This is a genomic window from Geodermatophilus sp. SYSU D01176 (genome assembly GCF_054050015.1).
Window position 1 is genome coordinate 1 of record NZ_JBJGYN010000085.1, and the last position, 12542, is coordinate 12542.

Here is a 12542-nt window from a genome sequence, read left to right on the forward strand (position 1 = left end):
CCTTGCGGGCCACGGCGATCACGTCACGACGGAACTCCGCCGGGAACGGCTTGGGCACGATGCTGATCCTTCCAGCGAGGCCGCAGCCTCACAGGCAAGGAGTCAACCGAACCGGGGGCAGTCCCAAACGCTGCCTCAGCGCTACATCGCCCGCGAGCTCTACCGACGCCTCGAAACCCCACCCTCAGCCCTTGACGTGGCATAGGAGCGTCGCTCCGACCGGTGTCGGGGCGGGTGGGTAACAGAGGGGGGATCAGCGAGTGACGGCCGGACCTCCGGGAGTTCTGTGTCCTCTCAGCACCGGCCGTTTCGCTCGGGGGTTCCCCCGTTCGACGGGCTCACTGCGCCGTTGACGAGGTGCAGGGGCACGACCGCCGGCTGCAACTCACACGAGTCCGCCGTGGCCGTGTTCCCGTTGCTCTTTCCCTGCACCATCGTCAGGGCATGCTGCCGCTTCGTCCGTGCGCGAGCTGGCGAGTTCTCTGTCGTCGGCCATTGGGAAAGGCGGACGGGAGATTGCCGGCAAGGACTCTCCCCGCGCTGCCTGGCGGCTGCCCACGCCGCGGGGCTCTTCCAGTCCGGGCGCTGCTGCCAGGACGCACGTCCACGGGCGTGGGATGCGTCGGCGGGAGTCGGGGCCTGGCCGGCCCGCGCCAGCAGAACGGTGACGAGGGCGGCCAGCTCCTCAGGGCTGGGGTTTCCCCTGACTATGCAGATCAGAGGTGACTCCACCGGGACCCCCTCGTCACAGCGGCACGTTCCCGTGCTTCCGGTGGGGCAGTTCCGGCCGCTTGGTGCGGAGCATCTCCAAGGATCGGATGAGGACCGAGCGGGTCGCTCGGGGGTCGATGACGTCGTCCACCAGCCCTCGCTCGGCCGCGACGTAGGGGGTCATCAAGCGGTCGGTGTACTCCCCCAGCAGCTCGGCCCGTCTCGCCTGCGGGTCCGGGGCGGCAGCGATCTCCTTGCGGAAGATAATGTTGGCGGCCGCGTCGGCCCCCATCACGGCGACCTCGTTGGACGGCCACGCGAAGGAGAGGTCGACCCCGATGGACTTGGAATCCATGACGATGTAGGCCCCGCCGTACGCCTTCCGCAGGATGACCTGGATGCGGGGGACGCTCGCATCGCAGTAGGCGTAGAGCAGCTTGGCCCCCCGCCGGATGATCCCCGAGTGCTCCTGTTCGGATCCGGGCAGGAAGCCGGGGACGTCGACGAGCGTCACCAGCGGGATGTTGAAGGCGTCGCAGGTCCGGACGAAGCGGGCCGCCTTCTCGGCGGCGTCGATGTCCAGGACGCCGGCGAGCACCGACGGCTGGTCGGCGACGATGCCCACCACTTGTCCGCCGAGACGTGAGAGGACGCAGACGACGTTGCCGGCCCAGAGTGAGTGCACCTCCAGGTACTCGCCGTCGTCGACGATCTCCGCGACTACGTCGCGGACGTCGTAGGCCCGGTTCGGCTCCACCGGGACGACGTCGAGCAGGGCGTCGCAGGACCGGTCAGGAGGGTCCGATGAGACGATCGGCAGGGGTTGTTCTTGGTTGTTGGAGGGCAGGAAGGAAAGCAGGTAGCGAACGTCCTCCAGGCAGCCGGCCTCGTCCTCGGCGAGGAATGCCACCACCCCGGTGCGGGTCGCGTGGATTTCCGCCCCACCCAGCTGCTCCGCGGTGATCTGCTCTCCGGTCACCGCCGTCACGACGTCGGGCCCCGTGATGAACATCTTCGCTGCATCACGCACGGCGAAGACGAAATCGGTCAGGGCCGGTGAGTAGACGGCTCCACCTGCACACGCGCCGAAGACCACGGAGATCTGCGGGATGACGCCAGAGGCCCGCACGTTGCGCATGAAGATTCCGCCGAAGCCGGCCAGGGCGTTCACGCCCTCCTGGATCCGCGCGCCGCCGCCGTCGTTCAACCCGATGATCGGCACACCCATGGACTCGGCCAGGTCCATGAGCTTGTGGATCTTGGCGGCGAAAACCTCACCGAGTGCGCCGCCGAAAATCCGGGGATCGTGCGCGTACACGCAGACCCGACGGCCGTCCACGGTCCCCCATCCGGTTACGACGCCGTCCGTGTCCGGCCGCCGGTGCTCTATCCCGAAGCCGGTCGCGCGATGCCGGGCGAAGACGTCGAGTTCGACGAAGGAGTCGTCGTCGAGTAGCAGACCGATCCGCTCCCGCGCAGTCAGCTTGCCCAGGGCACGCTGCCGGGCCGTGGCCGCCGGATCCACGCCGGCCTCGGCCTGACGACGGCGACCGGCCACCAGTTCGGTTGCTTCCCGCAGGGACCGCGGCCGTGTCGAACGGCCGGATGGATGTGCGTGCCCCGACCGGCGTGACCCGATGGGGGCGCCATCCGCGTCCAGCACCCCTCCGGCACGTGGCCGTGGAGGTTGGGACGCTCGCACAGAGCTCCCGTCGTCGTACTGCTGTGCCGCTGCGTCGTTCTGGGTCACTGCTATTGACTCCCCTTTGTCTCGTGGTCCACGCCCGGGCGACTCAGACTCCGGACGTCACCTGGGTGTTGACCAGCGCGACGAGCTCGCCGGGAGTACGGCACTGGAGCGCCTCCCGGAGGAGGGGAACGTGGCAACGCCGTTCCAACTCGGCGATGACGGCCTCGAACTGGCGGGACCCGAGGCCCAGACAGTTGTCCTGTGCGGGTCCTCTCCCGACGGAGGGCCTTTCCCCGGTTCCGTCGCCGCGCGCGGCGTCCACGACGGTCGACAGTTCTTGCAGCGTCAGGACGCCGAGGGGCGCGGAGGGCTGATGCCCATGGCCCACCTCCGGCGCGTGCGGTGATGGAATGGGCGGTACGGGTTGCGCTGTCCCGACCCGTCGACGTGGAACCCGGACGTCCCGCTGCGGACCCGGGGCAACCCCGGCGAAACTGTTCCAATGCTCGGTCGGGACCCGCGGCAGCCCGGACAGGGCCGTCAGGAGCTCACTCATCGCGGCGACCGAGCCCACCGGCCCGGTGTACGCGACGCCGGCGGCGAGCAGCCTGAGGACCGGCTCCACGATCTGCAGGGCTTTTCGATCGCAGCCGACGAGCACGGTCGCCGACATGCCAGCGACGTCGCCGCTGAAGGAAGCCTCGACAGTGGTGATGCCGAACTCTTCGAGGCGGGTAGCCACCGAACGGACGAACGCACCACGCGTCCGACAGGTGAGGACGACGAACCCGCCGTCACGCAACGTCTCTCCCACACCTCCGCAGTCGAAGAGCACTTCCTCGGCGGCGGTCTCGTCAGTCACGTGGACGAACACGAGATCGGCCGGTTCCGCGGCGTCGGCCGGGATCCGGGCTGGCCTCGCGCCCTTCCCCGCCATCACCGCCACCTTCCAAAAGTCCCGGTCGTGCACGGTGACCTCGAATCCCTGCTCGAGAAGTCGACGGGCCACGACGCTGCCCGTGGCACCCAGGCCGATGACCCCCGCACTGTCGATTCCCATGAACGACCTCTTCTGGTGGATTCGGTTGCGAGACCCTCCGCCAATAAAAGCGCAAAGGTCTCGAGGCATCCCGCTCCTCTAGAATTAAGACACCGCCTGGGGACGGGCTGATACCGAGGTCTTCCCTACGCATACCGACCTGGGGTTGACAGCGCTGGAGCATTCCGTACCCGCTCCCGAGCACGCTTGTTCAAAGGCCCAACAGCCGGTACCGCCCGGCTGTGTCCGGGCTGAACCGACCCGCCCGCTGCGGCCAGCTCGATGAGCACCGGTCTCGCCGCTGCACCGTTGGACGGGTGCCTTTGACCACCTGCTGGTGCCGACACCGCCGCCGGCAGCAGTGCGATCTTCGCACAAGCCTGACGTCGAGACGTCGGTTCCGGCTTAGATCGCGCCCCGAAGCCCTTGAGCCATGCCCCGTTCGAGCCGGTGGACGTTGCCGCGTGGCATGCCGGAGGGCTCGGTGTAGGTCACGCTGACCTCGCGCGCAGTCACCCGGATGACCAGGACGCTGGCCGGGTCATGCCCGAGCTCGTGACAGAGCTGATCGAAGAGGTCGGCATTCATGGTGCGCTCCGGAGTGAACCAGGTGGGGCCGTTTTGCGCCGTGGGGCCATCTCGGTGTTCTGGCCAGGACTTCACATTTGCGAGGTGGGATCGCCCCTCCTGTAGCTTTCCTCGACCAGGCCATGGGAGGAGCAATCTTGCGTAGCCCGACGGTCGAGCAGCGGACCACTGTAGAGACGAGTAGTGAGAGCCAGCTCACTGTTCTCGAATGCACCCGGTCCGCCTCAAGCGGGTACGGATTGACTTGTTCGCGTATCCGGTGGGCAGCCGATTGCATGCGCGGCCGCTGACCAGAGGGATGGGACACGCATCCGTCTCCCGCGCCATGTGCACGTAGACGGTGCCATCTGCAGGGTCGTAGATGTTCACTACTGTGCCTTATTCTAGTTAACGACGGCCCGCGATTTGCTCTCGCCTCACGAACAGCTACGCCCGCACAGGCTTCGCCCTTCCTCGGACCACGGGTGTTGTCCGATTCCGGCCATGGACCGGCCCTCGGATCCCTGATGAACCGGAGCACTGCGGAGGCTCGGTGGCCCGTCGGCTCGCAGGTCGGCGGTCGCCAGGTGGGACGGCTGCCTGGGACCGGCGTTGACTTGCCACCTGTAAGTGGGACTCACGGGATGACCGCGCTGATACGACGCCTGGTGTGAGGTGACGTCCCGCCCGGTGGTGCAACTCTGTCCGGTTCGCGTGGTCCTCTGCGGGTTGGACTATGGCGCGATCAGGGCTGGATGCGCCACCTCCTCGTCGTGGTCGTCGGCCCTATTAAGAAGGCGTTGCAGAAGTAGGTCGTCGGGCTCTGTTTCGACCTGACGGCTCGGCTCAGGCTGCCGGGCATGTCGTCGCTGGCGTCTTCCCCGCCGCCCCGGCTGATCAGCGATGAGCTGTGGGCGCTGGTCGAGCCGTTGATCCCGCCGCAGCAGCCGGCGGTGCACGGCCGCACTGGCCGCCCGCGGGTCTGCGATCGGGACGTGCTGGAGGGCATCGCCTTCGTGCTGTCCACCGGCATCGGCTGGACCAGCTGCCCACCGAGCTCGGCTACGGGTCGGGCTGGACCTGCTGGCGGCGGATGCGCGAGTGGGCCGACGCCGGTGTCTTCGACCGCCTCCACCAAGCCGTGCTGGACCGCCTCGGGGAGCGAGGTGAGCTGGACTGGTCGCGGGCCAGCCTGGACTCGGTGAGCGTCCGGGCGAAAAGATGACATGCGGAGGGACCCCCTCAGCTCAGGCGCACGGTTGGGTGCGTCGGCTGTCGGAGCTTGAGGAGGCCCCTGATGCGGATCGTGGGCGGATTGGACGTCCACCGGCGGCAGATCACCTTCGACTACCTCGATGAGCGCACCGGCCAGCACCGCCGAGGCCGAATCGCACCCGCAGATCGGATGCTGCTGCGGCACTGGCTGAAAGCCACCGTCGAGGGAGCGCCGGCGGCGTTCGCGGTCGAGGCCTGCACCGGCTGGCAGTTCGTCGTGGAGGAGCTGCAGCGTGCCGGAGTGGAGGCGCATCTGGCCGAGCCGGCCGACACTGCGGCCGCCCGCGAGCCGAAGCGGCGGGCCAAGACCGATCGCACCGATGCCCGGCATCTGCGCCAGTTGCTCGCCGGCGGACGGCTACCGGAGTCGTGGATTCCGCCCGAGCAGGTGCTGGAGACGCGGGCGAAGCTGGAGCTGTTCAAGGACCTGCGCGAAGCACACACCGCGTGGGTGCAGCGCATCCACGCGATCCTGCTGCACCAGGGCGCCCCGGCGATCGCCGGTGACCTGCTCGGGGCGGACAACCGCCGGCGGCTGGAGGCTGGCGAGCAGCTGTCTGCCGCCGGCCGGCAGGCCGTGGCCACCGCGCTGCGGATGTTGGATGCGGTCGATGCCGAGCTGGTGCCGCTGCGCCGCGAGATCGCCGCGTGCGCTCGCCGCCAGCCCGGCTGCAAGGCGCTGCAGGCCCACCACGGGGTTGGCGAGATCACCGCAGCCGCCTTATGGGCCGAGCTCGGTGATACCCGCCGGTTCAGCACGTCTCGCAAGACGGTGCGCCACACCGGGCTCAACATCACCGCCGCGGATCCTGCCGGACGGCCTGGGCGGCTCCGCGCGACCTGCAGCTGGGCGACCTCGTTCGGCGTCGGCTCCGAGGAGAACAGCTGCTCGATACGGACTCTCCACAGGCGTACACGAGAGCCACCCAGACGGCCGTGTCAAAAGGTCACGCGAGTCGGTCCGGGCGGGCGCCCGGCACCGACTGGTTGTCATCGACCCGCTGGAAGTCGCCCGCCGTGCAGTGACGGTCTGGTGACGCCGTGGTGACGCCTCCAGTGCCACGCTGCAAGGAAGACCACCTCCCTCGGCACGCATGGCCTCCTTGTGCAATCACTGAAGCCCTCGAAGTACTTACAACATCCCTAGGTCGCGAACAAAGGTTCGACGGGACACATTAATGCGTCAGATCGATTGCTCGGAGTATCAGATCGGAAGGCTCAGTAGGCACGGCGCCCCGCGCACGGGGCACCGCCCCGCTCGACATGTCCTGGATGCTTCCCTACCGATGGCCGTGCTTGCCAGCGTCGCGCCGGCTGCCATCGAACTCCCGGCGCCGTACGAACCGGCCCGCGCAGCTGTTGCTTCAGCCGCCGACGTTCAACCTCGGTATCCGTTGGACGTCGCAACCGAATGCCTGACCAACGAAAGATCCTGCAACCGCTACGTCAGAACGGCCGCCGACGACACGGCCGACATGAGCGTGGCCACGGCCTGCGCCGCCGTTAACGCGATGAATAAGTTGCTGGCGGACCAGACCCCCCGTGGGCGCCGCCACCTACGACGAGGCGCCAATGAGAGCCGCGAATTCCGGCGATGCTGGTCAACTGAGCGCAATACAGGTCTATTCTGGCGAGAAGCCAGTCGTCCGCGCCTGTACGACGGCGATTTGCTCAGCTCTTCTTCCCGTTACGTCCACGGCGGTATCCCCCATAGTAAATCGGCACCGGGAGGGCCCGTGAAGATTCTTCGGACGCCGGATCAACGATTTGCCGATCTGTCTGCATTCTCCTTCGCCGCGCACTACGCCAGCGTAACGCAGGGGCCCGGTTTGACGCTGAGAATGCATTACGTCGACGAAGGGCCGCCTAGTGCGCCGCCCGTACTGCTCCTCCATGGGGAGCCGACGTGGAGCTACCTATACCGGCACATCATCCCTGTGTTGACGGCAGCTGGGTATCGCTGCATCGCTCCTGATCTCATCGGCTTCGGGCGGAGCGATAAGCCCGCCGACATCAAGGACTACAGCTATGCTCGGCACGTCGCCTGGCTCCGCGGTCTCGTGTGCGATCACCTTGGGTTGTCCGCGGTGACGCTATTCGCACACGATTGGGGCGGTCTTATCGGGCTCCGCTTAGTAGCAGCTGAGCCGGAGCGATTTGCACGCGTCGCGATAAGCAACACGGGCTTGCCGACCGGGGAAGAACCTATGACCGAGGCGTTCCTGCGCTGGCAGCACTTCGCCGCCACCTCGGACCAGTTTGCGATCGGCAAGATCGTCAGCCGTGGTTGTGTACGACTACCAGACTCGGCGATCGTTGCCTACGACGCCCCATTCCCCGACGATTCGTTCAAGGCCGGGGCGCGGGCTCTCCCAATGCTCGTCCCGACGCGCCCAGACGATCCCGCCCATGACGACAACCAAGCCGCCTGGAAGGTATTGCGCACCTTCGATCGGCCGTTCCTGTGCGCCTTCAGTGGTGAGGACCCGCTCACCGCGGGACAAGCAGACCGGTTTATAGCAGAGGTTCCCGGGGCGCGCCGCCAGCCTCACACTACTATTGACGGTGCTGGCCACTTCCTGCAGGAGGATCGCCCGTTGGAGCTGGCGAACCTGCTTGTGAGGTTTATCGAGCATGACCAACCGTAGGCCCGCGGCCGGCGCACTCGCCGTGCGCCGACTACTTCGAGCTGCCGATATTGTTATCGGCGGCGACCGACCGTGGGACATTTGCGTATTGGACGACCGCTTCTATGGCACCGTGCTTCGCCAGGGATCACTCGGGTTTGGCGAGAGCTACATGCGCAACTGGTGGTGCGCAGAGGATTTAGAGGATGTCATATTTCGGTTGATCGGCGTGGGTCTTGACCGAGCGGTCCGGCTGCTCCCGGCGAGAATATCGGCTGCCGTAACCGGTGCAGTGACAAATCAACAGACCATCGAAAAATCAACCGCCGTTGCGGAAAGGCACTACAATCTCGGCAATGACCTCTTCTTCGCCCTCTTGGGGAAGTATCGCAACTACAGCTGCGCCTACTTCGACGGCACCGATTCGCTCGACGATGCCCAGGTCCGCAAGATGGACCTAGTCTGCCGTAAGCTAGAACTCGGCGAGTCTGACCATCTGCTCGACGTTGGTGGTGGCTGGGGTCATCTCGCCCATTATGCGGCAACCCATTACGGTTGCCGGGTCACAAGCATCAATATTTCCGACGAGCAAATCCGGTACGCTCGCGACCTGTGCTCCGACCTGCCTGTCGACGTACAAAAGTGCGACTATCGTGAGGTAACCGGGAGCTACACCAAAATTGCCGTTATAGCCATGCTAACTCACGTCGGCCCGAAAAACTACCGGCGATTCATGCAGATCATGCACGGACATTTGGCCGATGACGGCTCAATGCTTGTCGAGTCGATTGGGGGCCGATTTTCGAACACTACGACTGAGCCGTGGATCCAAAAGTATATCTTTCCTGGGGGTGTCATCCCATCGATGCGACAGTTCGAGTCGGCCATCTCCGGTTACTTCACCGCCACCGAGCTGGTGGAGTGGGGTCAGCACTATGTACCGACACTTCGGGCATGGCATGCTAATCTCATGGCGGCGTGGCCTACGCTCAGCGACAAATACTCTGAGACGACTCGACTCATGATGGAATACTATCTGCTGGCCTCGGCCGCAGCCTTCCGGGCAGGCCGGCTCAAGTACTGGCACCTGGCCCTGGCGAGGCGCTGAGAAGGTCATAAGGGCCAGGTGGACGCCTTGGTTGATGCCGAGAGCGCCGGGTGCTGAGCTTCTCACCTACCCTGGAGTCGAGCTGCGCTGCGCCCCGGCAGTTTCCACTCGGCCGAGACGCGCCGGAAGGTCGCCGAGTGGATCGACGAGTAGATCGGCACCCGGCGGCAGTCCGCCCTCGACATGCGCTCGGCGATCGACGGCGGCGTGGTGGGTGCGACACCTCTGCGAGGCGGCGCCGATCGCCTCCACCAACCCACGGTGCGAATTTGAGGTCACCAGCTGGACCCGGTGAGGCCGCAGGCGGTCAGGTCGCGGAAGCCTCGTTCGGTGGTCCCCAGCCGTTCGCGACCGACACGACGGTCGCCTCGGCCAGGGCCCGAGTTACACCACTTCTGGGGACTTTCCTCCCGCATGGCCTCGACATGGCTCGCGAGGTCAATGTGACGTCCAGGACACGTCTGACCTGTGGTCTGAATCGTCCTGGACCTGATGAGGGCTACGACGTCACCCGGCTGAACCCGCCGAGGACGTGCCGACGCCGATCCGGGGCCGCGGACCGTCCCGCCAGCGGCCCCAGGAGCTGTTTGTCGATCGCAGCCACGAGCACGACCTCTATTGCCGGCTGCTGTGTGCCCGGGGATCACGCCGCCGTGGGATCCTCCACGGCTCCGGCCGGGGACCGGGGCCACCAGCCCTGGGTAGTGAGCGATGCGCTGCCTGGCTGCACGCCTTCGCCGCGACGCTCCGGCCCGGGGCACAGCGCTCGGCGCCGCGGCCGGCAGGGGCGTCGCCGTCGACCCCTCGGGCCGGACTCCCGCGACGCGCCGAGGTATCTGTCGCCTCGGCCCGGGACTCCATTAGTCAGACGGTGGAAGTCGGACGACCGGGGCGCGGTGGCCGGCTCTGCCTCGGTCAAACCGTCCTTCCCGTCGATCCAGCCGGCCTGCGACGCAGACCCCGCCGAGGTCTTCCCCGAGGCAGCGGAGCGGCTGGCCGACACGCGGAGGAGTGCATCGATGCGCCTGCTCAGGCTGTGGGTCTCCCGGTTCCGCCGCACCCTTCGCGCCGCCAGGATGGCGGTCGATCCCGGCGAGGACGACGACGCCGGGCCGCCGCAGTCCACGCCCGACCCGGTCGCTCGGGTCGTGCTCGCCCACGACGACCTGCTGTGGTTCAAGATCAGCGAGGACGCCGAGGGGCGGATCACCCTCGGCCTGTTCGAATGCTCCCAGAACAGCATCGGCGTGCTGGTCGACGACAACGGCGAGGCGCTCGGCTTGCGGCTGTCCCGAGTCGAGGCCCAGGACCTGCACCGATCGCTGGTTACCTGGCTGGCCAATACCGCCCGGACGGTGACCGCGTGAGCGAAGAATGCCGACGCGCTCTTGAGGATCGCATTCGCCCACCGCAGTTATCGGTTCTCCCGCTCCAACGCTGTCCGCATCGCCTGAAGACTGCCCCCTGTCCCCGGCGCGGATGCCGGCCAATGAGAGCCTTCACCTGAAGTTACCCCGTCAGGCGAACGCTTCGTTCTGTGTCAGGTGCATGGTCTCGTAGTCGGTCGGGCTGAGGTTGTTCAGTCGCGAGTATCGGCGGCGGGTGTTGTGAAAGCCTTCGAGGTAGGAGAAGACCTCCATCGCCGGCTCGTGGCGGGTCGGCCAGGACCAGCGGTAGATCAGCTTGGTCTTCAGGGTGGCGAAGACCAACTCGGCCAGCGCGTTGACGCTGAGGCGTGAATCCCGGAACCCGGGGCTGGAGCAGGGGTCGGGGTCAGGCGGCGGGTCCGAGGGTGACGGTCTGTCCGAGGTTCTCCAGTTCGTGGACGAGCTTGCGGATGCGGTGCTCGGGTGAGTGTCGGCGCTGCGCCCAGTCCGGTCCCAGGTCGGTGTAGTCGACGCCGTCGTGGACGACGTGCCAGTAGGCGATGAGGAGGTCGTGGCGGGTGGCGCCGATCGCCTTGGCCACGCCGCGGCGGCTGCGGATGTGGGCGTGCTGGGCGGCCAGATAGGTGCCCTTGGTGCGCACGGCGGCGTGCGCGGCCTCGATCAGGGCGGTCCGCGGCGCGACCGCACCATGCCGGGTGTGGCCAGAGCGGCTTCGTCCGCCGGAGGTACTGTTGCCCGGGCAGATTCCGGCCCAGCTGGCCAGGTGCGCGGCGGTGGGAAAAGCGCTCATGTCCGCGCCGCACTCGGTCAGCGGCAAGATCGCGGTCCGCTCGGAGACGCCGGGAATCGTGGTCAGCCGCCCGAGGATGAGGCGAAAGGGCTCCGCGGCCGCGGCGAGGCTGGTGTCCAGCTCGGCGATCGCGGCGTCGAGGAAGTCGATGTGCGCCAGTGTCTGGGCCACCAGCAGGCCATGGTGGCCGGCGCGGAACCGGCCGGGCAGCGCCCCGCAAGGGGGGATCTTGCGGCTGAGCCGGCCGCGCGCGAGGTTGGCCAGCACCTGCGGGTCACTTTCCCGGCCAGCAGGGCGTCCAGGATCGCCCGGCCGGACTTGGTGAGCAGCGCCGAGGCGACGCTGGTCAGTTCAATCCCGGCATCCTGGAGCACCTTCTCCAGCCGCTGCACCACCCGGGTGCGTTCCGGCGCAGTGCCCCGGGCTGGCTGTCGCCCGTAGAGTTCGAAACCCAGTACAAGATCGTCGCGGTCTAAGGATTCCAAGAACCCGCCTTACCGAGAAGAACTGCGCGTTCTCATCCGCGATGGGAGCGTTCTGACGGACCGTCTGTCCAAACGCTCCAGGGCCACTGGCTACACCCGCGATGACCTGACCGTTCTCCCGGCAGCCCTGAGCGCCGCTCTGTCCGGGCGTCGTCCCTGGCGGCTCCGCGCCGGCCGTGGCTGGAGCGAGAATCACCAGCCCCAGGTTGAGAAGGGCAGAAGAAGACCAACGTCGAATGCTCACGTCATCCCCCAATGATCATCCACCGTGCGTGCTTGGCGAGCGAACCCAGCGGTCAGCACGATCGCGGGGAAAGGCACGCGGTCATCCGGCTCTTGAGGTGGACAGGACCCCTCCGGCCGCCAGGGTCTGATCGACCGTGGCGACCCGGACCGGCTCTCCGCTCGTCAAGGACTCCTGTGCCGCGTCGGCTGCGACGGAGGCGGCCACGGCCTCCTCCGGGGTGCACGGGTTGTCTCGCTCGCCGCGGACCAATTGGAGAAAGGCCTGCATCTCCTGCCGGTAGGCGTCGACGAAGCGTTCAGCGAACGTGGCATGCGGCGGCCCGACCGGGAAGCCGACGCCGGGCTCGGCCGAGCGCAGGGCGGCGTGCTCGTCCAGGCCCACCACCACGCTGGCCAGCGATCCCTGGATCTCCAGCCGGACGTCATGCCCCGCGCCGTTGTAGCGGGAGGCGGTGACGGTGGCCATCGTTCCGTCGTCCAGGGTGCACACGGCCAGCGCGTCCAGAACGCGATCGAACTGAGCGTGCACCGAGGCGGCGTCGGGCTGGTCGTAGACCGAGTGCAGCAGCGCCCGCACCCACGGCCAGGACGCCTTCGGGGTCACCGCCATCAGGTT

General features: G+C 67.2%; 11 protein-coding genes and 2 pseudogenes. 5 read left to right on the forward strand and 8 right to left on the reverse strand.

Going from position 1 to position 12542, the window contains the following annotated elements:
* Nucleotides 1–294: 294 nt before the first annotated feature.
* The 4 genes from ACI78Z_RS24140 to ACI78Z_RS24155 all read right to left on the reverse strand — a co-directional run bounded on the left by ACI78Z_RS24140 (nucleotide 295) and on the right by ACI78Z_RS24155 (nucleotide 4028).
* The gene (locus ACI78Z_RS24140; protein ID WP_457039079.1) at nucleotides 295–732 is read right to left on the reverse strand and encodes an acyl-CoA carboxylase subunit epsilon; all 438 of its coding nucleotides are present in this window, start codon (nucleotides 730–732) and stop codon (nucleotides 295–297) included.
* Between the two features lie 13 nt (nucleotides 733–745).
* Nucleotides 746–2236: an acyl-CoA carboxylase subunit beta gene (locus ACI78Z_RS24145; protein ID WP_457039080.1), complete on the reverse strand. Its 1491-nt coding sequence runs from the start codon at nucleotides 2234–2236 to the stop codon at nucleotides 746–748.
* A gap of 268 nt (nucleotides 2237–2504) precedes the next feature.
* Entirely contained in the window at nucleotides 2505–3461 is a 957-nt protein-coding gene (locus ACI78Z_RS24150; protein WP_457039081.1) for an NAD(P)-binding domain-containing protein, read from the reverse strand.
* Nucleotides 3462–3845: 384 nt separating this feature from the next.
* A complete protein-coding gene (locus ACI78Z_RS24155) occupies nucleotides 3846–4028 on the reverse strand; it encodes a hypothetical protein (protein WP_457039082.1) in 183 nt (60 codons plus the stop codon).
* 839 nt (nucleotides 4029–4867) lie between these two features.
* Between ACI78Z_RS24155 and ACI78Z_RS24160 the strand changes: the two are divergent.
* The 5 genes and pseudogenes from ACI78Z_RS24160 to ACI78Z_RS24180 all read left to right on the forward strand — a co-directional run.
* Nucleotides 4868–5229: pseudogene (locus tag ACI78Z_RS24160) on the forward strand (transposase); the annotation flags it as partial.
* Nucleotides 5230–5304: 75 nt separating this feature from the next.
* Nucleotides 5305–6330, forward strand: coding sequence for an IS110 family transposase (locus ACI78Z_RS24165; protein ID WP_457039083.1), 1026 nt, complete (start codon nucleotides 5305–5307; stop codon nucleotides 6328–6330).
* Between the two features lie 238 nt (nucleotides 6331–6568).
* Complete coding sequence (locus tag ACI78Z_RS24170) at nucleotides 6569–7930, forward strand: haloalkane dehalogenase (protein WP_457039084.1); 1362 nt, start codon at nucleotides 6569–6571, stop codon at nucleotides 7928–7930.
* The gene (gene cfa, locus ACI78Z_RS24175) at nucleotides 7917–9017 is read left to right on the forward strand and encodes a cyclopropane fatty acyl phospholipid synthase (protein WP_457039085.1); all 1101 of its coding nucleotides are present in this window, start codon (nucleotides 7917–7919) and stop codon (nucleotides 9015–9017) included. Before ACI78Z_RS24170 ends, cfa begins: the two co-directional genes overlap by 14 nt.
* A gap of 1019 nt (nucleotides 9018–10036) precedes the next feature.
* Nucleotides 10037–10384 (forward strand): hypothetical protein, encoded by a 348-nt coding sequence (locus ACI78Z_RS24180; protein WP_457039086.1) that lies wholly within the window; start codon nucleotides 10037–10039, stop codon nucleotides 10382–10384.
* Nucleotides 10385–10534: 150 nt separating this feature from the next.
* On the opposite strand, the gene ACI78Z_RS24185 is transcribed toward ACI78Z_RS24180, so the two are convergent.
* From ACI78Z_RS24185 to ACI78Z_RS24200, 4 genes and pseudogenes are all read right to left on the reverse strand, one after another.
* Nucleotides 10535–10726 (reverse strand): IS3 family transposase, encoded by a 192-nt coding sequence (locus ACI78Z_RS24185; RefSeq protein ID WP_457039087.1) that lies wholly within the window; start codon nucleotides 10724–10726, stop codon nucleotides 10535–10537.
* A gap of 64 nt (nucleotides 10727–10790) precedes the next feature.
* Nucleotides 10791–11462, reverse strand: coding sequence for a transposase (locus tag ACI78Z_RS24190; protein WP_457039088.1), 672 nt, complete (start codon nucleotides 11460–11462; stop codon nucleotides 10791–10793).
* A 543-nt stretch (nucleotides 11463–12005) separates the two neighbouring features.
* A complete protein-coding gene (locus ACI78Z_RS24195) occupies nucleotides 12006–12416 on the reverse strand; it encodes a Gfo/Idh/MocA family oxidoreductase (protein WP_457039089.1) in 411 nt (136 codons plus the stop codon).
* Nucleotides 12417–12542: pseudogene (locus ACI78Z_RS24200) on the reverse strand (transposase); the annotation flags it as partial. It abuts the gene before it with no gap.